The sequence below is a fragment of the Niabella beijingensis genome (genome assembly GCF_020034665.1).
Lineage (GTDB): Bacteria > Bacteroidota > Bacteroidia > Chitinophagales > Chitinophagaceae > Niabella > Niabella beijingensis.
Genome location: NZ_JAIQDI010000002.1, coordinates 683,958 through 705,844, shown reverse-complemented (window position 1 = coordinate 705,844; position 21,887 = coordinate 683,958). Strand labels below are relative to the sequence as shown.

At 48.1% G+C, this 21,887-nt stretch carries 22 protein-coding genes and 1 tRNA gene; 17 read left to right on the top strand and 6 right to left on the bottom strand.

Annotated features, from left to right (window positions below):
* The first annotated feature begins 5 nt into the window (after nucleotides 1-5).
* The 7 genes from ggt to K7B07_RS19045 all read left to right on the top strand — a co-directional run bounded on the left by ggt (nucleotide 6) and on the right by K7B07_RS19045 (nucleotide 4,842).
* Entirely contained in the window at nucleotides 6-1,706 is a 1,701-nt protein-coding gene (ggt, locus tag K7B07_RS19075) for a gamma-glutamyltransferase (RefSeq protein WP_223712126.1), read from the top strand.
* Between the two features lie 115 nt (nucleotides 1,707-1,821).
* On the top strand, nucleotides 1,822-2,280 hold the full coding sequence (locus K7B07_RS19070; RefSeq protein WP_223712125.1) for a hypothetical protein: 459 nt from the start codon (nucleotides 1,822-1,824) through the stop codon (nucleotides 2,278-2,280).
* Between the two features lie 39 nt (nucleotides 2,281-2,319).
* Nucleotides 2,320-2,850, top strand: a complete 531-nt coding sequence (locus K7B07_RS19065) for a DUF1572 family protein (RefSeq protein ID WP_223712124.1) — start codon at nucleotides 2,320-2,322, stop codon at nucleotides 2,848-2,850.
* Nucleotide 2,851: 1 nt separating this feature from the next.
* Complete coding sequence (locus K7B07_RS19060; RefSeq protein WP_223712123.1) at nucleotides 2,852-3,325, top strand: GAF domain-containing protein; 474 nt, start codon at nucleotides 2,852-2,854, stop codon at nucleotides 3,323-3,325.
* A 13-nt stretch (nucleotides 3,326-3,338) separates the two neighbouring features.
* Nucleotides 3,339-3,605, top strand: a complete 267-nt coding sequence (locus K7B07_RS19055; RefSeq protein WP_223712122.1) for an acylphosphatase — start codon at nucleotides 3,339-3,341, stop codon at nucleotides 3,603-3,605.
* Between the two features lie 167 nt (nucleotides 3,606-3,772).
* A complete protein-coding gene (locus K7B07_RS19050) occupies nucleotides 3,773-4,036 on the top strand; it encodes an acylphosphatase (protein WP_223712121.1) in 264 nt (87 codons plus the stop codon).
* Nucleotides 4,037-4,098: 62 nt separating this feature from the next.
* On the top strand, nucleotides 4,099-4,842 hold the full coding sequence (locus tag K7B07_RS19045; protein ID WP_223712120.1) for a 3-keto-disaccharide hydrolase: 744 nt from the start codon (nucleotides 4,099-4,101) through the stop codon (nucleotides 4,840-4,842).
* 115 nt (nucleotides 4,843-4,957) lie between these two features.
* Here K7B07_RS19045 and coaD read toward each other — a convergent pair whose 3' ends face one another.
* The 4 genes from coaD to K7B07_RS19025 all read right to left on the bottom strand — a co-directional run bounded on the left by coaD (nucleotide 4,958) and on the right by K7B07_RS19025 (nucleotide 7,693).
* On the bottom strand, nucleotides 4,958-5,428 hold the full coding sequence (coaD, locus tag K7B07_RS19040; protein ID WP_223712119.1) for a pantetheine-phosphate adenylyltransferase: 471 nt from the start codon (nucleotides 5,426-5,428) through the stop codon (nucleotides 4,958-4,960).
* Between the two features lie 27 nt (nucleotides 5,429-5,455).
* Nucleotides 5,456-6,382, bottom strand: a complete 927-nt coding sequence (locus K7B07_RS19035; protein ID WP_223712118.1) for an aspartate carbamoyltransferase catalytic subunit — start codon at nucleotides 6,380-6,382, stop codon at nucleotides 5,456-5,458.
* A gap of 87 nt (nucleotides 6,383-6,469) precedes the next feature.
* Nucleotides 6,470-6,542, bottom strand: a tRNA-Gly gene (locus K7B07_RS19030).
* Nucleotides 6,543-6,796: 254 nt separating this feature from the next.
* Nucleotides 6,797-7,693, bottom strand: a complete 897-nt coding sequence (locus tag K7B07_RS19025) for a sugar phosphate nucleotidyltransferase (RefSeq protein ID WP_223712117.1) — start codon at nucleotides 7,691-7,693, stop codon at nucleotides 6,797-6,799.
* Between the two features lie 88 nt (nucleotides 7,694-7,781).
* Between K7B07_RS19025 and K7B07_RS19020 the strand changes: the two genes are divergently transcribed.
* From K7B07_RS19020 to secG, 7 genes are all read left to right on the top strand, one after another.
* Nucleotides 7,782-8,654: a 1-aminocyclopropane-1-carboxylate deaminase/D-cysteine desulfhydrase gene (locus K7B07_RS19020; RefSeq protein ID WP_223712116.1), complete on the top strand. Its 873-nt coding sequence runs from the start codon at nucleotides 7,782-7,784 to the stop codon at nucleotides 8,652-8,654.
* Nucleotides 8,655-8,731: 77 nt separating this feature from the next.
* Nucleotides 8,732-9,394, top strand: a complete 663-nt coding sequence (locus tag K7B07_RS19015) for a hypothetical protein (RefSeq protein WP_223712115.1) — start codon at nucleotides 8,732-8,734, stop codon at nucleotides 9,392-9,394.
* A gap of 140 nt (nucleotides 9,395-9,534) precedes the next feature.
* Complete coding sequence (gene miaB / locus K7B07_RS19010) at nucleotides 9,535-10,962, top strand: tRNA (N6-isopentenyl adenosine(37)-C2)-methylthiotransferase MiaB (RefSeq protein WP_223712114.1); 1,428 nt, start codon at nucleotides 9,535-9,537, stop codon at nucleotides 10,960-10,962.
* A gap of 123 nt (nucleotides 10,963-11,085) precedes the next feature.
* Nucleotides 11,086-12,345: a sigma-54 interaction domain-containing protein gene (locus K7B07_RS19005; protein ID WP_223712113.1), complete on the top strand. Its 1,260-nt coding sequence runs from the start codon at nucleotides 11,086-11,088 to the stop codon at nucleotides 12,343-12,345.
* A complete protein-coding gene (lptE, locus tag K7B07_RS19000) occupies nucleotides 12,326-12,853 on the top strand; it encodes an LPS assembly lipoprotein LptE (RefSeq protein WP_223712112.1) in 528 nt (175 codons plus the stop codon). The genes K7B07_RS19005 and lptE overlap by 20 nt, the downstream gene beginning before the upstream one ends.
* Nucleotides 12,854-12,967: 114 nt before the next feature.
* Nucleotides 12,968-13,708: a hypothetical protein gene (locus K7B07_RS18995; RefSeq protein WP_223712111.1), complete on the top strand. Its 741-nt coding sequence runs from the start codon at nucleotides 12,968-12,970 to the stop codon at nucleotides 13,706-13,708.
* Between the two features lie 5 nt (nucleotides 13,709-13,713).
* Nucleotides 13,714-14,118, top strand: a complete 405-nt coding sequence (secG, locus tag K7B07_RS18990) for a preprotein translocase subunit SecG (protein ID WP_223712110.1) — start codon at nucleotides 13,714-13,716, stop codon at nucleotides 14,116-14,118.
* Between the two features lie 206 nt (nucleotides 14,119-14,324).
* On the opposite strand, the gene K7B07_RS18985 is transcribed toward secG, so the two are convergent.
* Nucleotides 14,325-15,584, bottom strand: coding sequence for a YeiH family protein (locus tag K7B07_RS18985; protein ID WP_223712109.1), 1,260 nt, complete (start codon nucleotides 15,582-15,584; stop codon nucleotides 14,325-14,327).
* Nucleotides 15,585-15,591: 7 nt separating this feature from the next.
* Nucleotides 15,592-17,703 carry a prolyl oligopeptidase family serine peptidase gene (locus K7B07_RS18980; RefSeq protein WP_223712108.1) on the bottom strand — a complete coding sequence of 704 codons (2,112 nt, stop codon included), beginning with the start codon at nucleotides 17,701-17,703 and terminating at the stop codon, nucleotides 15,592-15,594.
* A gap of 226 nt (nucleotides 17,704-17,929) precedes the next feature.
* Here K7B07_RS18980 and K7B07_RS18975 point away from each other — a divergent pair, with 226 nt between their 5' ends.
* From K7B07_RS18975 to K7B07_RS18965, 3 genes are read left to right on the top strand one after another with little or no spacing between them, the layout of a single operon-like run.
* Nucleotides 17,930-19,732 (top strand): type VI secretion system Vgr family protein, encoded by a 1,803-nt coding sequence (locus tag K7B07_RS18975; RefSeq protein ID WP_223712107.1) that lies wholly within the window; start codon nucleotides 17,930-17,932, stop codon nucleotides 19,730-19,732.
* Between the two features lie 16 nt (nucleotides 19,733-19,748).
* Nucleotides 19,749-21,437 (top strand): DUF6402 family protein, encoded by a 1,689-nt coding sequence (locus tag K7B07_RS18970; RefSeq protein ID WP_223712106.1) that lies wholly within the window; start codon nucleotides 19,749-19,751, stop codon nucleotides 21,435-21,437.
* 1 nt (nucleotide 21,438) lies between these two features.
* Nucleotides 21,439-21,864, top strand: coding sequence for a hypothetical protein (locus K7B07_RS18965; RefSeq protein ID WP_223712105.1), 426 nt, complete (start codon nucleotides 21,439-21,441; stop codon nucleotides 21,862-21,864).
* The last annotated feature ends 23 nt before the right edge of the window (nucleotides 21,865-21,887 follow it).

Sequence of the window (21,887 nt, the reverse complement as noted above, 5' to 3'; positions counted from 1 at the left end):
TAAGCATGAACTACCGTAAACTGATTTGGGCGCTCTTTTTGTTTTTATCCGGAAGCAGGATAACTGCTGCCCAGAACGGCTTCGATTACAGTATCCGGAAAACGGCCACTGCTTCCAAAGGCGCTGTCGTATCTGCCCATCCGCTCGCCAGCGAGGCCGGACTGGAAATGCTGAAAAAAGGAGGCAACGCGGTGGATGCTGCTATTGCCACGCAATGGGCGCTGGCCGTAGTATACCCCGGAGCCGGCAATATCGGCGGCGGCGGCTTTATGGTAGCCCGCATGGCGGATAATAAAAAAATTGCACTGGACTATCGCGAAATGGCTCCTGCTGCGGCACACCGGGATATGTACCTCGACAGTGCTGGCAATGCCATTGCGGAAAAAAGTCTGAACGGACATCTTGCCGGCGGTGTTCCGGGAACAGTGGCCGGGCTTTTTGCTGCACATAAATACGCGCGGCTGCCGATGAAGGTACTGATACAACCCGCAATCCTGCTTGCCGAGCAGGGCTTTAAGATCACTGCGGGTGAGGCAAGAGGACTGAACAACAACCAGGATGACTTTAAAAGATACAGTAGCCTTCCTTCGGCTTTTGTAAAAGAAACATCCTGGAAGGAGGGCGATACCCTGGTACAAAAGGAGCTTGCAGCTACATTAATGCGGATCCGCGATGAGGGCCAGAAAGGATTTTATGAAGGCGAAACGGCCCGACTGATCGTGGAGGAAATGAAACGGGGGAACGGCATCATTACAAAAGAAGACCTTAAAAATTATACCGCCCGCTTCCGCACCCCTCTGGAGTTCGATTACCGTGGTCATCATATCATCAGCATGCCCATGCCCAGCAGCGGAGGTCTCCTGCTCAACCAGATGCTCAAAATGACAGAACCCTTCAATATCGGTGCCATGGGCTTTTCAACGCCGGCATCCGTACAGCTGATGACAGAGGTGGAACGGCGTGCCTTTGCAGACCGTGCCCGGTATATGGGCGATGATGACTTTTTTAAGGTACCGGTGGAGCAGCTCAGAAGCGCGGCATACCTGAAACAGCGCATGAGCGATTACAGACCCGGTAAGGCAGGCAGCAGCAGTGTTACAAAGCCCGGAATGATCCCCGGGTACGAAAGCGAGGAGACCACGCATCTCAGTGTGCTGGACGGCGAGGGCAATGCCGTTGCCGTAACCACCACCCTGAATAATAGTTATGGCAGCCGGACGGTGATCGGTGGTGCCGGCTTTATCCTCAATGATGAAATGGACGACTTCAGCGCCAAACCCGGCTCCCCCAATATGTTTGGTGCAGTGGGGGGCAAAGCCAATGCTATTGCACCGGGAAAGCGGATGCTGAGTGCCATGTCTCCCACAGTTGTATTAAAGAACAATAAACCTTTTCTTGTACTGGGCACACCCGGCGGCACCACCATCCCTACCTCCGTTTTTCAAACGATCATCGATATACTGGACTTTAACCTGTCTGTCACTGATGCTGTAAACCGGCCCAAATTCCACCACCAGTGGTTGCCGGACCGTATCGATATTGAAAGCGGCTTCCCCGATACTACCGCAAAAGCACTTGAAAAAATGGGATATAAATTATACGAGCGTAAACAAATCGGGCGCACAGAGGTTATTAAAGTACGCCCCGACGGAAAAATGGAAGCTGTAGCCGACCGGAGAGGCGACGACTCAGCAGCAGGATTCTGATATAATTGCAGGCATCAAATTCTAAATCTCAAGTCTGAAATCTCAACTCTCAAAAAAGCCAAACCATTCCCGATGAAGGATCGGGCTGTTTTTGTCTGCTTAATTACTGATGCTTATGATCTTACCTATTATACCCTTTCGCAAAAGTTATCATATAGAAAAAAATGTCGCGTATTTTTTTGGCAACAACAAGATGGAGGATATTTTATTTGGTTCTATTCAATTTGATAAACTAAACCTATGCACAGATGTAAAAGAACAGGATCCACTTACAGTGGAATTCAGAAATATAAAAAACTGGTTGAATGAGGTACCCGCGACAACATACTCAATAACAATAGATGCCACATTTCTAAAAACCACTCCCGGCACAAAAATAAATATCGTATTAAAAACAAATCCATTCCTCTATTATTTTTATTCGATATTCGGAGCCGGACTCATTTATCTATCGATTACAGAAAAGCCCTATTTGTTTTCAGTACTATTGCTTTTCGCTGTGGCTATGTACGATATTTTTTCGAAGAAAATGTTTCTCAGTCGGTTCGAAGAGATAGTAAATGCCGCCGCTTAATTTTTTCTTTTATAAATTTGAAGACCCATTCAATAAACTATGAAAGAAGATCTCTTTATAAAAAGCGCTATTCAGCAGTTTAAGGATTATAAAGCCCTTGCTGAAAGAACATTTGCACAATTAAACGAAGCCGATTTCCATTTCCAGCCGGACACGGCCAATAATAACCTGGCGGTGAACATCACCCATCTGCATGGCAACATGCGCAGCCGCTGGACCAACTTCCTCACCGAAGACGGTGAAAAGGAATGGCGCAGCCGGGATGCAGAGTTTGAAGAACAGCACCTGGACCATACAGCGCTGCTGCGGCTTTGGGAGGAAGGCTGGAAATGCCTGCTGGGCGCGCTGGAATCACTGCGGCCGGAGGACCTTGAAAAAACCGTCACCATCCGTACAAAGCCATTGACAGTTATTGAAGCGATACACCGGCAGCTGGCGCACTACTCCTATCACGTAGGCCAGATCGTATTTATCGGTAAACACATCCGGAAAGACCAATGGCAGGACCTGTCAATAGCAAAAGGACAATCGGCAGCATACAACGATCAAATGAAAACGGAAATAAAATAAAATGGCAGAAGATCTTATCATCAGTAAAGGCTCAAAAGAAGCACAGTACCAATCATTGATCCCGCAGATCCGCGCACTGACCGAAGGAGAACCGGACCTGATCGCCAATCTTTCCAATATTGCCGCCGCGTTGAAAGAACAGTTCAGCTGGTGGTGGGTCGGCTTCTATCTTGTAAAGAACGAAGAGCTGGTGCTGGGGCCGTTCCAGGGACCGGTAGCCTGCACCCGTATTAAAAAAGGACGCGGCGTCTGTGGTACCGCCTGGCAGCAGGCTGCAACGGTCATCGTGCCGGACGTGGAACAGTTTCCGGGCCATATCGCCTGCAGCAGCGCTTCAAGATCAGAGATCGTTGTGCCGGTGATCCGCAACGGAGCAGTTGTGGCGGTGCTGGATGCCGACAGCGAGCAGCAGGGTCATTTTGACACCATTGATCAGCAACACCTCGAAACAATAGTGCAGCAACTGCATTTTTAATAACAGGTACCTCATGAAAAAAATTGTTGTCACCGGAAAAGTACAGGGTGTATTCTTCAGAAAAACGGCAAAGCAAGAGGCGGACCGGCTACATCTTTACGGTTCCGTGGAGAACCAGGACGACGGCTCGGTACTGATCCATGTCACGGGCAACTCCGGTGCCCTGCAGCAATTCATCAACTGGTGCGGCAAAGGCCCCCGGGATGCAGTAATAACAAATATTAATATAACCGATATCCCTGAAACAGAGACGTATACAAGCTTTGAGGTCCTTCGTTGATCAATATTAACAAAAAACGCGTTGTCCGCCCCGGTTATTTTCCCTATATTTGAACTGGCCTATCAGTTCATCAAATGCATACCTTCTGGTGTGTTCAATCGTTTAGCAAACCGTTCCGTTAACTACAAAGGTCATAACGGTTTACTGAAAACATCAAATTTCAAACAATGAATACAAAGAAGCTCATCATCAAAGGCAAAACCCTTCATCCGGCATTTCAAAAAACACTTCAGCTGAAAGCAGAGGAACTGGATATTACCGGCATACTTAAAGCCAACGACAACACAGCAACCCTGGTTACCACCGGTGTCAAAGATCATCTTGAAGATTATATCACCTGGTGTGAAGCAGCGGTGAAGGAGCAGGGAGCAGAACTTATTGAAACCAGCGACCTGGCCTTCAAGGCATACTATAATTTTTCGCTCACATAATTTTTTCACAGTTCGGACGATATTGTGTAAGTTGCTTGTTATTTAATTCAATGTTCATATACATGAAAAAGCAACTTTATCTTGCGTTTGCGGCCCTCTATGCAAGCAATCTTTTATGCGCCCAGGATGGCGACCCGAAAATTACCGAAGTATGGAACCCCGAGCCCCGTATAGTAACGCCGGGTGCAACAAGCGCCGATCCCCCCTCTGATGCGGTCGTTTTATTCGATGGCTCCGGTTTATCTGCATGGGAACGTGCAGACGGCAGCGGACCTGCAACATGGAAAGTAGGTGATAAAGCACTCACCGTAGTAAAAGGAGCCGGTGCTATCCGTACCAAACAATCCTTCGGCGACTGCCAGCTGCATGTGGAATGGCGCGCTCCTGCTGAAGTAAAAGGAGATGGACAGGGACGCGGAAACAGCGGTATCTTTTTAATGAGTAATTATGAACTGCAGGTGCTCGACAGTTACAAGAACCGCACTTACAGCAATGGCCAGGCCGGAAGCATTTACAAGCAACTGATGCCGCTTGCCAATGCATCACGCAAACCGGGAGAATGGCAGACCTATGATATCATTTTTACAGCACCCCGGTTTAACAAGGACAGCACAGTAAAATCACAGGGACGCATCACGGTAATCCATAATGGTGTGCTGGTACAGAATAACGCAGCCATTTTAGGTGCCACCCAATACATCGGCATTCCCCAGAATATTTTTCATAAAGAAAAAGAGCCCATCATACTCCAGGATCATGGTAATCCCGTAAGCTTCCGGAACATCTGGATCCGCGAACTGGAATAACTATTTTGCCGCAGCATCACAGGCAATCAATAAAAGGGCTGATCCGGATCAGCCCTTTTATTTTTGGACGTAAATGCGATGTGCTGTAATAACAGATCGGTTGTAAATAAGATTGTCAGTCGTTTAATGAGGCGTATACTTCTGCCGGAAGGAACGGACTTGCATCCCCATTGTTCTTGATGATATCCCGGACAATGGTGGACGCCACAGACGTGTATTTGGGTTCTCCCGTAAGGAAGATCGTTTCAATCGTATGATCCAGCGCGCGGTTGGCATCGGCGATTGTTTTTTCATATTCAAAATCGCTCACATAACGGATGCCTCTTAATATAAAACGGGCACCGATCTCCCTGCAGAAATTTACGGTAAGCCCTTCATAGATCGCGCCTTCGATACGTGTATTATCCGGGTAGATCGCCCGGATCCAGCTCAGTCTTTTTTCTGCGCTGAACATCGGGCTTTTGGAAGTATTGATACCAATGCCCACAATGATCTTGTCGAACAGCGGCAACGCCCTGTTAATAATGTCCACATGCCCCAGGGTAATGGGATCAAAGGTTCCGGGGAATAAGCAGATCTTTGACATAGCGCCAGGTTAAGTACTACAAAATGTTTATTGATTTTTATTTGAAAGCAGATAGAGCACCGCCATTCTCACCGCCACGCCGTTTTCCACCTGCTGCAGGATGATCGATTGTCCGCTGTCGGCCACATCACTATCCAGCTCCACGCCCCTGTTGATCGGGCCGGGGTGCATGATCACGATGTCTTTCTTCAGACTTGCCAGTAATTTTCTGCTGATACCATAAGACAGGTTATATTCCCGCAGCGAGGAGAACAACACCTGGTTCTGCCGCTCCAGCTGGATGCGCAGCACATTGGCCACATCGCACCAGTTCAGTGTTTCCTGTAAATTATAATTCACCGTTACTCCAAAAGCCTCCTCAATATATTTCGGCACCAATGTGGGCGGACCGCACACGGTTACCTTTGCGCCCATTTTGGTAAGCAGGTACATATTGCTCATAGCTACCCGGCTGTGCATGATATCCCCGATGATGGCCACCTTCGTCCCGCTGAGCGTTCCGATCTTTTCACGGATGGAAAACGCGTCCAGCAGTCCCTGGGTAGGATGTTCATTGATGCCATCACCGGCGTTGACGATCGCTGCCGGTATATGCCGGGCGAGGAAATGAGGCGCGCCCGTGGCACTGTGCCGCATGACCACCATATCCACTTTCATGGAGAGGATATTATTCACGGTGTCCAGCAGGGTCTCTCCCTTGGATACGGATGAGCCCGATGCTGTAAAATTGATCGTATCCGCCGAAAGACGCTTCTCCGCCAGCTCAAAGGAGATGCGGGTCCTTGTAGAGTTTTCGTAAAACAGGTTTACGATCGTAACATCCCTCAGGGACGGTACCTTTTTCACCGGCCGCTGTAAAACTTCTTTGAACTGAACTGCTGTATCTAGGAAAAGGGAAATATCACCTTTAGTAAGATCTTTAATACCCAATAAATGTTTGGTGGAAAGCTTCATTAAAGGACAAAGATAAGGGGAATCTGCAGAATATTAAAAACACAACCAGACCCATCCGCGGATCCCGCAACCGGGATAAAATAAAAGAGCGGAAGACCGGACTCGAACCGGCTACCTGCAGCTTGGGAAGCTGCCGCTCTACCAGGTGAGCTACTTCCGCTTTTAATGGCGGCTATAAATATACGCTGTATCCTGATAAAATAAAAAACACCGGGCTATTTTTTATACCGAATGGAACAGGAACCGCGCAGTGTGGCGCCGTTCTGTTTCATTCAGAAAAAAGTGGTGAAAGACAGTTTCAACAGTTGTTTTACTGTTTATTCTCCGGACGGGTCCCTGTCTGCATTGCAAAATCAATGAGCCATGGACAAACAGTTTTACCGTCTTCCGGCCAGATACCTGTCCGCTGTACGGTTATCCCCAGAGGTTGGTGGTATAAGCACCCTGAGCTATAAGGTCATTCAGCTGTTTCTGAACCGCAGGAGCATCTTCCTTATAAGTAACCCCAAACCAGGGTGCGTCTGTTTTAATGACCTTCACCACTCCGCCTTCTTTAATAAAATGATCCACTACGGCGGGGATCAGGAATTCGGACTTCGGTACATTGATATTTTCTTTGATGAAAAGTTTAAATTGCTCTTCATACCATTTATAAATGGAAGGATGGAAACACCAGAAATTCATGGACACCGTTGTATCTTTTGAAAGTTCCCGGGGCTCCTGGCCGTCATCGGCGATCACCACAGCACCCTGCTCCGCAATATTGTAACGTTCCACCACGCTCTCGAGGTTGCCGTTCGCATCCAGTCCGCAAACACCGCGGTTTACGGTTCCATGATCCGACAGCGTGTTCATCAGGTTATACCCTACCACTGCGTAGGTCTTTTCATCGGCACCGGCCGTTAAAAATCCGAACGCCTTTTTAAAGGAGTCCGCTCCGTAAAAATCATCCGCGTTGATCACCGCAAAGGGTTCCTTCACCACATTCTGTGTGCTTAAAACCGCGTGGCCTGTTCCCCAGGGTTTGGTACGCTCAGCGGGTATTTCCGCACCATCCAGGTACATATCCAGTTCCTGGAAGGCAAACTCATAATTTACTTTCCCATCGAGTTTGGAAGCAAACAATTCGCGGAAATTGGACTCGAACTGCTTACGGATCAAAAACACAATTTTTCCAAATCCGGCGCTGATGGCATCAGCAATGGAATAATCCATAATGGTTTCTCCGGAAGGCCCGAACGCCTCCACCTGTTTCATGCTTCCGTAACGGGATGCCATACCGGCTGCTAAGATCACTAACGTTGGTTTCATTCAATTTTTTTTTACGACTTCTGCCTGATTGATATATTTTACTTAACGAGATTTCAAAAATAGGTAAATTAGCCAACTCATAAAAGCGATGGAACCGATCCGTGAAGATTTAGCTGTTTTGGAAGCCGTGCCCTGGATGGGGAACGGAAACACTTCGGTAGATGTGCTCCGGCTCGACAGGATCCATCCGCAGGTGAGCGGTAATAAGTGGTACAAACTGCGCTATTACCTGGAAGCTGCCCAACAGGAAGGAAAGGCCATTGTTACTTTCGGGGGGGCCTATTCCAACCACATCCTCGCAACCGCTGCTGCCTGCAACTTAACAGGCCTGCGCTGCGCCGGTATTATCCGCGGCGAAGCGCCTTCCGGATACGCGCCAACCCTTGCAGATGCTGCATCCCTGGGCATGGAACTGCATTTTATCTCACGGCAGGATTATAAAGAAAAGATCCTGCCCCAGGCAGTAAACAACGCCGGATGGCTGGTAATACCTGAAGGTGGTTATGGCACAACGGGCATGCAGGGCGCCGCCACCATTCCCGTTCCTGCCGGTATGTACGACCAGATCTGCTGTGCCACAGGAACGGGCACCATGCTGGCCGGGCTGATGCAGCGGGCCGTTGCCCCGGCAGGCATTTCCGGGTTCAGTGTGCTGAAAAATCATAAAAGCTTAACACAGGAGATTGCGGCACTCTATCCCCGGTATCCCGGAAAATGCAGGATCTACCCTGATTTTCATTTTGGCGGCTATGCAAAATATAATGCCACCCTCCTTCGTTTTATGAATGAATTATATGACCGGACGGGCATCCCTACCGACTTTGTATATACCGCCAAATTGTTCTACGGCGTAAAAGCAGTACTGGAAAAGGATTTCAGTGATTGCAGAAAACTGCTGGTCATTCACAGCGGGGGGCTGCAGGGAAACCGGTCGCTGCCAAAAGGAACGTTAATTTTTTAACGGATATGCAGGGCAGCATTATCTTTGTTTGAATCAACAACAGCAGATACAGCGCACAGGATATGAAAAAAATAGCTTTGTTACTCTTGATCGGACTTGCAGTCGGTAATTTCTCTTACAGCCAGGAAGACCTCCCCAAAGATTTTTCGGTATTCAAGGTGGGGAAACGCGTAGTGGTTTCCTGGACCCACAACTTTCCTTCCGTAAAGATGATCTCCGTTCAGCGGTCGTACGACAGCAGCAGGTATTTTCAATCCATCGGCTCCCCTCCGGATCCGAATCTTAAGGATAACGGGGTTTCCGACCCCAACCCGCCCGGCGACAGCATGTACTACCGCGTATATGTGCTCCTGGACGGCGGAAAATACGCCATGACAAAAGCCAAACGTCCAATGGTTGATACTTCCGGCGTAGCCGGCGCTTACAGCGATGTGAATACCAACAACAATCCTGCCGCCCAGACCAATGATTTTCTTCCTGCGGGATTTGTACAGTCGAAATATATTTTTACCACCCCGGACCGGTATGTGCGGGTAGAACTTCCGATGGACTCCCGGAAATACGACATTAAATTTTTTAGTGAGACCAATCAGCCGCTGTTTGAATTGAAAAACGTAAAGGAGAAACGGTTTAAGCTGGATCGCTCTTATTTTTACAAAGCCGGCTATATCAATTTTGAGCTGTATGCAGACGGAAAGGTTCTGGAAAAATACCGGCTGTACCTTCCAAAAGATTTTTAGCGGGCGCCCGTTTAAAACTGACCCGGCTGCTGAACCGGTGATCCGTGGTATGCAGGGCCGGAATTAACATTTCCCTACTGCCATACTGTCATACAAACAGGAGATTTACCTATCTTTGCGATTTTATAATAATGAGCAGTATGTTAGATGTAGCAACAACAAAGGTGCTTGATGAGACGCGTCAGGGAGAGCAGTTTGCGCCCTTTACGAATGACCCTAACAGCTATGCAAAGCGTTTTTACATAGAAAGTTATGGCTGCCAGATGAACTTTGCCGACAGTGAAGTGGTGGCAGCTATTTTAAATAAGGAAGGATTTGGCGCCACCCGGAATGTGGAGGAAGCAGATCTTATTTTTATCAACACCTGTTCCATTCGGGAAAAAGCGGAACAGACGGTTCGTAAACGGCTCTCCGATTTTAAAAGGCTGAAAGCCGGCCGGCCCGGCACCCTTATCGGTGTGCTGGGCTGCATGGCGGAACGCCTCAAATCCAAATTCCTGGAAGAAGAGAAACTGGTGGATATTGTTGTAGGACCCGATGCCTACCGCAGTTTACCCCGCCTGGTGGATGAAGCCAACGACGGACAAAAAAGTGTGAATGTGCTTTTGAGCCGTGAAGAGACTTATGCGGATATTGCGCCCGTACGGCTCAACAGCAATGGTGTCAGCGCTTTTGTAAGCATTATGCGGGGGTGTAACAATATGTGTTCTTTCTGTGTGGTGCCGTTCACGAGAGGAAGAGAGCGCAGCCGGGATGCGGAAAGCATCATCAATGAATGTAAAGATCTTTTTGAAAAAGGATATAAAGAGGTGACCCTGCTGGGACAGAACGTGGATTCTTACCACTACATCCCCAAAGACGGGACCGAAGCCGATGCGATCAGTTTTGCCAGCCTGCTGGAACAGGTCGCACTGATTTCCCCCGAATTGAGAGTACGGTTTTCCACCTCCCACCCTAAAGACATTACCGATGACGTATTGCATACGATGGCAGCACATGAAAATATCTGCAAATGCATCCACCTGCCCGTTCAAAGCGGCTCCACGCGCATATTACAGCTGATGAACCGTACCTATACCCGTGAATGGTATATGAAAAAGGTGGACCGGATCCGCGAGATCCTGCCCGATTGCAGCATCACCTCCGATATCATTGCAGGTTTTTGTACGGAAACCGATCAGGATCACCAGGACACGCTATCCATTATGGATTACAGCAACTATGTGTACGGGTATATGTTCTATTACAGCGAGCGCCCGGGCACACTGGCCCAGCGCCGTTACCAGGACGATATTCCCCTGGAAATAAAAAAGCAGCGGCTGCAGGAGATCATTGAAAAACAAAATCAGCTGTCGCTGGCGGACTATAAAAAAGATATCGGGGCCACCTATAAAGTGCTGATCGATGGCGACAGCAAGCGCAGCAGTGCGCAGTGGGTGGGCCGGACCTCTCAGAACAAAGTAGTGATCTTTCCCAAACCGGAGGAAAGCACCCATCAAAAGGGCGATTATGTTTTTGTGCAGATCAATGACTGTACACAGGCCACGCTGTTTGGTACGATCGTATAACCAGCCGGCCGGTATCCGGCATGGCCCCAAATTATTAAACCCGGCAGGTTCCGGAAAATGCAGCAGCATCTCCTCTGGAACAATACGCCGGGAGTGCTGACAATAAAAAAGAATTGTAAATAAATGGAGCTACAATCAATAAAAAACCGCTTTAACATCATTGGCAATTCACCCGAATTGAACTATGCCTTGCAGGTAGCGGTGCAGGTGGCCAACACCGACCTTACCGTGCTGATCATCGGGGACAGCGGTGTGGGAAAAGAGGCCTTTTCCTCTATCATACACTCCCTTTCGGCCCGTAAGCACAACCCGTTTATCGCGGTGAACTGTGGCGCCATACCGGAAGGCACGATTGATTCCGAACTGTTCGGACATGAAAAAGGCTCCTTTACCGGCGCAGTGGATGCCCGGAAAGGTTATTTTGAAACGGTGAACGGCGGTACGATCTTTCTCGATGAGATCGGCGAAATGCCGCTGGGCACGCAGGCCCGTTTGCTGCGGGTGCTGGAAGCGGGGGAATACATCCGCGTGGGATCCAGCAAAGTTCAGAAAACAGATGTCCGGGTGATCGCTGCCACAAACAAGGACCTGCTCAAACTGGTAGAACAAAATAAATTCAGGGAAGATCTTTATTACCGGTTAAGCACCGTGCCCATACGGGTGCCTTCCCTTTCCGCCCGGAAGGAAGATATCGTATTATTGTTCCGGAAATTCGCAGCAGACTTTGCGGATAAGTACAAGACCCAGTCGGTGCAGCTGGATGAGGAGGCAAAAAACCTGTTGCTGGAATATCCCTGGCCGGGAAATATCCGGGAACTGAAAAATATTGCCGAACAGATCTCTGTCTTATCCGAAAACAAGCAGATCTCTGCAAAGGCGCTCAGCCGGTATCTTCAGCCCTATTCCAATAACCGGCTGCCGGCACTTAGTTCCACCCAGAAACAGAGCGAATTTCAGAACGAAAGGGAGATTCTTTACAAGCTTTTCTTTGACATGAAGAAAGATGTCAATGAGCTCAAGCGCATGTTCCTGGAAGTGCTGCAGAATCCTTCGGTGGCCGCCCAGAATCCTGCATTGATCAATGAGCTCAAGGACCTGAATAATGGTCATGACTCCAGCTACCTGCCGGCACCCGTGGCCAGCTACCAGCCGGTTCAGCTAAGCATGCCGCAGCCGTCCGCAGCATCGGTGATCGTTGACAATGCCATTGACGAACACGAGGAAGTGGATGAAAGCCTGAACATCATGGAAAAAGAAAAAGAGCTGATCATTAAAGCGCTGAAAAAGCACAAAGGAAAACGCAAGGACGCATCGCTTGATCTGGGCATCAGCGAGCGCACGCTTTACAGAAAACTTAAGGAATATGATATTGAAGAACTATAAAGGCTTTTTTGCATCGCTGGTAGTGGCCGCAATAGTTGTACTGGCTTTTGCACAAAGCGGCTGCGGTGTTTACAAATTTAAAGATGTAAGCATCCCGGATTCCATCAGCGTGGTCCGCATAGGGATCATCCAGAACAAGGCATCCTATGTAAACCCGCAACTGGCACCGGAGCTGACCGAGCGCCTGAAACAAAAGGTGGTCAGCCAGACCCGGCTGAAACAAACCAATGGAGATGATGGCGACTGGGATATCAACTGTACCATTACCTCCTACTCCTTTGCTACTTCAGGGGTTTCCAACCAGCGGGCCAATACCAACCGTCTGAATGTGGGTGTTCATATCGAAGTAAGGGACAATCATTCCCAGAAAACAAATAAATATGATGTAACACGCAGCTTCGACTACGATGGCACACTGGCCCTGCAACAGGCGGAACAGGGGCTTAAGTCGGAGATGCTGCGAAGCCTTTCTGATGATATCTTTAACCGGATCTTCTCCAACTGGTAGCGCCGGAAGCATAAAAAACAGAACCGGGGTAGCGCAATTATTCTCCGGTAACAACGATCAGTACGATGCCCGCCCTTATCGGTTACGGGGCGGCCCGCAACAAGAAACAAACGTATGAATCATTTTATCAACAACATCGCTTATGCGGTGTTTCCCCACCAGCAGTCCCTGCCGGAAGCCGATCTGGAGGCCCTGGCGCAAAAATATCCCTATGCCCCTGCCCTTCAGTTATTACTGGCAGCGCGGCTGAAAGAAAACGGCGACAGCCGCTTTGACGCACAATGGCAAAAGACCCTGCTTTATTTCCAGGATCCGCTGTTGCTCCAATACCAGTTCTTCGCCGGCAGTAAACCTTCCTCCGCTGTTGTGAAGGCACCGGAAGCTATGGAAACCCCGGAGGAAGCGGTTGCCGCAACGGAATCAGCAGAAGTGCCTGTAATTCCCGGGCTGAAGCTGGAACCAATGGACCCGGCAAAAGCCGACCTGCTGTTTACGCCTTACTACACCGTAGATTATTTTGCTTCCCAGGGCATTAACCTGCAGGACGAAGCAGCCGCGGGCGAGGGCGACCGGTTTGGAAATCAGCTAAAAAGCTTTACCTCCTGGCTCAGGGAAATGCGCCGGCTGCCGGATGCAACGGCGGGTATCCGGCTCAGCGCCAATAACGAGGCGGTGATCGAAAAAATGGCGGAAAAATCATTGGATGGCGAGAACGAAGAAACCGCGGCCATGGCTGAAGTATGGGCCAAACAGGGCAATAAGGCCAAGGCCATTGAGATCTACCAAAAATTAAGTTTGCTAAATCCCTCTAAAAGAGCTTATTTTGCAGCGAAAATCGAACATTTAAAGAAATAGATTCCATGTTAACAACACTTTTTGTAATACTCATTATACTGGCTTGTGTGATCTTAAGCTTTATCGTATTGATCCAGAACCCCAAAGGAGGCGGTCTTGCCGGTACTTTCGGTGGTGTAAGTAGCCAGTTCATGGGCGTGAAACAAACCAATGACGTGCTGGAAAAAGGCACCTGGATCTTTGCGGCCATTATCGGTCTTTTATGCCTGTTTTCCACGTTCTTTATATCCGGTACCAAATCCGGCGGTACTAACAACGGAAGATTACAGGATGTAGGCACACAACCGGTACAGCAGGCACAACCCCAGGCAGCACCCGCCGTTCCTTTTAACAACGGCGCGCAACAACCGGGCACACAAACAGCACCGGTTCAGACAGCTCCCCTGCCAAAAGCAGATTCAGGAAAATAAGAACAGAATTCTGATAATAATAAGATCCCGGAACGGCAATGCGATTCCGGGATTTTTTAATGCCCCGGGTGGTGCAACAGAAGGACATCTGTCTGGTTGCGCAGGGGCATTAACAGAGGTCTTATGTCGTATTCGGGACACTAAATATAACCGCCTGCAGGCAGGATGTATTCATGTTTTATAGTCTGTCAGATAACAGGCGGCACTCAACGGCCAAACAACAGATAGGCGATCACCAGGGTGATCAGTACATTAAACAGTTGTGCAATTAAAAAGGCCCACAACGGTTTGCGGCTGTTATTCCGGAAAAGATCAGCAAACCTCGTTTCGAGCCCGATACTGGTGAACGCCAGTGCGAACCACAGGCCCTGCAAACTTTTAAGACCATTCTTTACGGCCGCATTGGTTTCAGGTGTCACCATAAAGGAAAAGAGCAGGGAGGCTCCCATAAAACCAAGGATGAATTTTGGAAAACGTTGCCAGATCACCCCCAGGGTAGGCTTTTCCTGTTTTCCTGCCGCGGGGCTTTTGGAATAGGTCCAGTAAACCGAAATGGCGAAGGCCGCCAGCCCCAGCAATACATTCTGCGAAAATTTGACAATGGTACTTATCTTAAGTGCTTCCTCTCCTACCAGCGAACCGGAGGCAACCACCGCTCCGGAGGTATCAATGCTGCCTCCGAGCCAGGCACCGGTTACCTGCTCCGGAAAATTAAAATAATTAGCGATGACCGGCATAAAGATCATCATCGGCACTGCGGTCACCAACACCATGGAGATCACATAGGATAATTTCTTCGAATCTCCTTTGATAGCCCCTGAAGTGGCGATAGCAGCAGAGACCCCGCAAATGGAAACCGCACTGGAGATCATCATTGTCAGATCATCATCCACTTTCAGTTTGCGGCACAGCCAGAAAGCAAAATACCAGACCGACAATACGACAACGAGTGCCTGCACCAGCCCCAGTCCTCCTGCTTTCATCACATCCGAAAAAATAACGGAACATCCCAGCAGGACCAGCCCGATTTTTACATACAACTCCGCATTGAGTACCTCCCGGAACCACTCCGGAAGTTTAAAGCAGTTACCGATGATCAATCCCAGGGCAAGACTGAAGATCACCGCTTCCAGATTAAGATCTTTCATCACCTTATTGCCCGCCAGCACCAGCGCCAGTTGTGTAATCACAAAAACGACGATAAATACGGGTATTGTTGTTTTCACCGGTTTTCCCGTAAGCCATGCGGCCAGGACTGCCACAGGGAACACGATCAGCAATTGCGTTCCTATAGCCAGCAGGTTCCCTGCTGAAAAGACAGATGTGGTCAGCTCGGTGCCGTTGTTCCAGGAATAGGCCGGAACAGGAATGATCAAACCGGAAAGCGCCAGCGCAATAAGTGCTCCGCCCAGCATCACGATCGCCCAGTCTTCCTGCATCAGCGGTTGTTTTGTTTTCTCCATCATGTAATATCTATTGATCTTTAAACTTCATTCCGAGGTTGTACATAACAAAGGCCCATATGTCGGCAGCCTCATCAATCACCTTGCTGGTGGGTTTTCCCGCACCATGTCCCGCATTGGTCTCCACCCGGATCAATACCGGGTTGCTGCCCTTATGGTATTCCTGCAGCCGTGCCGCATACTTGAAAGAATGTGCCGGTACCACGCGGTCATCATGATCACCGGTGGTGATCAGTGTAGCGGGATAGCTGACTCCTTTTTTCAGGTTATGATACGGGGAATATTTGTACAGGTAAGGAAAATACTGTGCAGAATCAGCGCTGCCGTATTCTACCGTCCATCCCCATCCCACCGTAAATTTCTGAAAGCGCAGCATGTCCAGTACTCCTACCTGGGGGATGGCTACTTTAAACAGATCGGGGCGCTGGGTCATTACCGCGCCTACCAGCAGTCCGCCGTTGCTTCCGCCGCGTACCGCAATTTTATTTTTGCCGGTATATTTTGCTGCGATCAGGTGTTCGGCCGCTCCAATGAAATCATTGAATACATTTTGTTTGTTAAGCAGCATTCCTGCTTTATGCCAGGCCTCGCCATATTCGCTTCCACCCCTGAGGTTCACTACTACATAAATCCCCCCCTGCTCTACAAAAAAAGCATTGCTGACGCTGAAACCGGGTGTCATGGGAATATTAAACCCTCCGTAACCATAGAGCAGTACGGGGTTATTACCGTCCTTTTTCAATCCTTTTTTATACGTAAGAAACATGGGCACCTGTGCGCCATCCTTGCTTTTAAAAAACACCTGTTCTGTTACAATATCATCTGTTTTCAGGTTCAGCTCGGTCTTCTTATACAGCGTTGATCTTCCGGTGGCGATGTCGTATTCATATATAGCGGGGGGGGTGGCAAATGAAGTATACGTGTAGTAAAAGGTCTTATCCTCCTTATCGGCCCCAAAGCCGCCCGCGGTACCGATTCCCGGCAGTTCCACGTCGCGGATACGGTTTCCTTCAAAATCATACTGCACAATTTTCGACGCGGCATCTTTCAGATAACTGGCAAACAGACTGCCTCCTGCGGTGCCAACACCCTGTAAGGCTTCCTTCTGTTCCGGTATCACCGTTTTCCAGTTCTGGCGTCCGGGTTGTTTCGGATCCACCGCCACTACACGGTAGTTGGGTGCCTCGTAATTGGTATTCAGCAACAGCAGGTCGCCTTTATTTTCAATAACCGAGGATTCGGTATCAAATCCTAGTACCAGTAAGGAAAAGTTTTGCTGGCCGGCGTCGTTAAGATCCCGGTACCAGAGCTCGCTGCCGCTTGTGCCTTCTGTTACATACAGGATAAGGAACCGCTCGTCTTCTGTGAGTCCCACTCCGAAATAACGCAGCGGGTGTTCTTTATCCTGATAGATGATCACATCTTCCTTCTGGCTGGTACCCAGCTTGTGATAAAAGACTTTCTGGAATTCATTTTTCTTACTCAGCTTTGATTGTTCATCCGGTTCGTCATAAGCGCTGTAATAAAAACCTTCATTGCCTTTCCAGGCAACACCACCGAATTTGGTCCAGTTGATCTTATCCGGCAGCAATGCTTTTGTTTCGGTATTCATTACAAAGATCTCACTCCAGTCGCTGCCCGCTTTTGAAACGGAATAGGTACACAGCTTTCCATCCTTTGTGAACGACAGTCCGCTCAGAGCGGCAATACCTTCGCTGCTCAATGTATTGGGATCGATAAAAACCTCCGGGGTGGCCGCAAGTGACGGCGTCCGGTACAGTACCGACTGGTTCTGCAGCCCGTCATTTTTATAAAAATAATAGTAGTCGCCTTTTTTAAACGGGGCGCCGTATTTCGGGTAATTCCAAAGGGATTCCAGCCGGCTTTTGATCTTCGAACGATACGGTATGGTTGCGAGATACCCGTTGGTCACTTTATTCTGCTCGGCCACCCACGCCTTGGTTGCCGCGCTGTTGTCGTCTTCCAGCCAGCGGTACGGATCTGCTACTTTGGTTCCGAAATAATCATCCGTAACCACTTCCTTATGGGTTACCGGGTAGTTTAGCTGTGCCGCACTGTTCATAGCAATTAATACAAATGATACACAAAAAGCCTTCTTCATATAAGCTCATTTGCATAAAGATAACATTTAGAGGTAATAGTCGCTTAGTTTTTAGCTCAGGCTGAGGAACGGAGATCAGGCAAATGACAAACGTCCCTTTAATATTGATTTACATGTTAATATATATTTCTTCCTTCTCCGGCTCCATTTTTAATGATTTTGCAGTAACTTCAAAAGATCATCTGTTTGTTTTTTGTTATTCCGATCATTATCAAAGACATTCTTTATGGCGCAACTCACCGAACCCATGTTTAGCATCAATGGCAACCTCATTAAACAATTCACCTCTTTTTCGCTTAACCAATGCATATCCGACCATCACTATTTTTCGCTGGTAGTGCCAGCAACTTCCATTGACGGCACGGGAGGACTTTTTACTTCATCGCAGGATATGATTGGCAGCACCTTTGGTGCCCGGATCTCCGGCCTTGGATTAGGGGGAAATGTCCTGTTCAACGGCATCATTACCAGTGTGGAAACATCCCGGTTTGCCGGTCATCATGGAGACGTGATTATTATGGGTTATAGTCCCACAATTGTACTGGACAGTGGTCCTCATTGCAAAAGCTGGGAGAAAAAGACCATTAAAAGTATTTCTGAAGACGTGTTGAAATTTTTCCCGCAAAACCTGCTGGAAGCCAAAGTACAGCCGCTTTACAGCGAGGAGCTGGGTTATACGGTACAATATAGAGAGTCTGCATGGAAGTTCCTGCAGCGGATCACCGGCAGCTATGGCGAGTGGCTGTTCTGGGACGGGCGTAACCTGGTGGTGGGTCCTCCGCAAACCAACACTAAAGTGGCATTGGTCTATGGCAGCACGTTAAGCCGCTTCAATGTAACGCTGCAGGCAAGACCCACAGCAATGCAATACATAAGCTGGGACTATCAGAACAGCCAGGTATATACCAGCCAGCCACAGGGTGTTGAACAAAAAGCCGGGCTGAACCCCTGGGGCGAAAAGGTATTTCAAAGAGCCCGGTCCGTTTACGGTACCCAACCCAAACAATGGAATTACCGGCATGCTAATAATAAAAAACAGCAGGACGATCTGGCTACAATGCGCAGTGCCGTGGAAAGCAGCAAAATGGTCCGTTTTACAGGACAGAGTGGTCATCCGGGCATTGTACTGGGCGGAACGATCGAAGTAAGTGGTAATAATGTATACAGTGCTGGTACGGAGGGCTACGGCGAGTACCTGGTCACTGCAGTGAACCATCATGTAGATGCCATGGGAAATTACGAAAACGATTTTACAGCTATCCCCGCCAGCATCAATGTACCACCGGTAACCATCCCTGACGATCCCGTGTGCGAAACACAGAGTGCTATTGTTACGAACAATCACGATCCGCAGGGTCTGGGACGGGTGCAGGTAAAAATGCACTGGATGAACGGGGCTGAAAAAACCCCCTGGATCCGGGTAACCACGCCACATGCCGGTGGCGGAAAAGGGCATTTTTTTATTCCGGAAATTGGTGAAGAAGTAGTGGTAGGTTTTGAAGGTGACAGCGCTACCAAACCATATGTGATAGGTGCCGTTTATCATCAGCAGGCGGATAATAATTTCAGCAATGCAGGCAATGATGTAAAAGCGATACAGACACGCTGCGGAACAAAAATTATTATGAACGATGCAGAGGGTTCCGTATTTGTTGAGGATCCCAGTGGCAATACCTGGTTTATGGATGGTAAAGGAAATATTAAAGTAAATGCACCGAATGATATGGAAATAGCCGTTGGTAAAAACTTTAATATTACTGTGGGTGAAAATATGACCACCTCAATCGGTAAAAATGAACAGCTGTCTGTTGGCAATGATAAGAATGTGACCATCTCAAAAAACTATACGCAGTTTTCAGAAAATAAAAATGTAACGGTCAGTAAAAACAAAACAGAACACACCGGGGATACCTACCACCATGTAGCCGGCACATCGGACATACAAACTTCAAAAGGTGATTTGAAATTGCGTGGTTCCGGCCTGGCGGTATTCCAGGGAGGAAAGGACGTAAAAATAAGTAAAGGCTGATTTTTATTGAATATCTATGGCAGAAAAGAACTTAAATACGCCTGTTGTTACCGGAAGCCCGTCACCCGCCGCTACAGATGGCATACCCGGCAGTGCCCACCAGGAAAAGCTTGCGCAAAAACGCGCAGCAAAACAGCAGCAGCAACAAACAGACAGCCCCAATGAACAGCGGGAAATGGTGATCCACGGTGCGGAACTAAAATGCCCTTATGCTCAGGGAGCGGGTAAAATAAAAGTAACCTCCAACGAAATTTTATTGCAGGATCAGTTATTTGCCACAGAAGGTGATCATAACAACATGGTGAACCTGCAGTTTGAAGGTATCTGCGGGCATCCCAAGTTTAACGGGCAGACAAAACCGCCCTGCAAAACTGTTATCAGGCTCTCCTCCTGGTATAATTTGGGGACCTCACTTGTACAGGAACAAAAAGTGCTTATCAAAGCATCCTGTATTGATTGTGACCCCGTGCCCAATGCGGCTACCGCCGGTGCTATTCCCAAAGCCCAGCCACTAAATACAGCTGATGACTGTACTACCATTGTGAGTGCTTACTGGGCGGCGGATCAAACCGGCACACTCCGTACAACGGTACTGCCCTATAAGGAAGATGACCGCACATTTATTTTTATCAATTTTGTACCCTCCGCTATTGGGAAAAATTATCACCTAAAGATTGTTGCCAGTCATACCTTATCCGATGAGGTCATTTTTGAAACTACGAAGCCGGTGCTCTATGAAAAGACCTCCTTTTCTTTTTCCCTGACCGGTGAGCTGTTTGCGAAAGGCGGTGACCCGGTGGTGGAATTGTATTTTAAAATAAAAGTTGCTGATTGCACAGAAAAGGAGTACTGTAAAGAGACCGGGCTGCGCTTAAAAGTTCATTTGGTTCGCTACATTCCCCGCATTATGAAAGCAAAAAAATGGGAAAAGGGATTTTTATTACAGGAAAAATGGTTTAATGGTATTGCAAGTGACCGGCCGGGAAATAAAGCAGATTCAGGAAAGATTATTTCAATGGACTGGGTACTGGGCTTTCCAAGAGCAAGGGCTGTTTATGATCAGATGATCAATGGAAAAATATGGATGAACCCAGCAGGGAAAAAGGCGCTGACCGCAGAAATACGGCGAATGGAGCTAAAACTGCCAACAGCAATGGTTTATACAGTACCTTTTGGAACACTTGCTTTAAATCCTGAATCAACAAATAAGAAGGGGCAAAAATGTCCGGCCATTGATCTGCATCATTTTCAGGAGCGGGCATTTCATGAAAACTACAATGTGCCCGATACGGCGTTGGATGACATGTATGCAGCACTTGCAAATTTTGTGTTCCGGATGGCAGCAACAGGCGTCATACTCATGAACGCGAATGGATACACGATTCAGATTAAAGAGGTAGGTATTTACGTAAGAGACTCCTTTGATTTTATTGATGCCGCTGCAGAAATCCTAAGTCCTTCTACATGGAGAAGTCAGCCCTTGGGATACTGGAGCACCTCAAAAAATGATGTTTCTGTAAATGCTAAGGACAGCTCGTACAAATACATTACCAACAGCAGTTATCAGCAATACAGGAAGGATGTAAAAAAAGGCAGCGATTTTTTAGTTTACAGTGATGTAAAAAGAATAGCAGTTGACGACCGCTTTGACGTTTCTGCCGGGGAATTAACCAATCTTTTTTCAATCCCTGCTTTGATTAAGTAGTATGAAAGCATTATTTATAACCATCATTTTAGCAGTACTGGCCGTATTTTATTTTGCTGTGGCAGATGAGGCGTTTCGTTTCCACGGTGCCGACCTTTTTTTATGGGGTGGTGCTGAACAGTCCTTTCTGTACTTAACAGGAGCACTGATTATCCTGGCGACCCTGCTTGTCGCTGGCGATTCGATTATAAAAAAGCGAAGGGTAAGACAAGCCATGGGGGTAATGCTTGTGCTGTTTTTGCTATTTTCCCTTTATCAGTATATCCGGGCAGTCAAGATACTCTCCCTGGCTCCTGAGCTAATAGCAGTGGAACACCCGGACATCTATGATAAACAATTTCCTCCGGTACTGTATCAAATGGCTTCCTGGGGGATTTCACTGGCATTATTGATTTATTTTCTGGTAAAGACTGCAGGCAGGAAATAGGTTCCGGGTACAAAATGTAAATG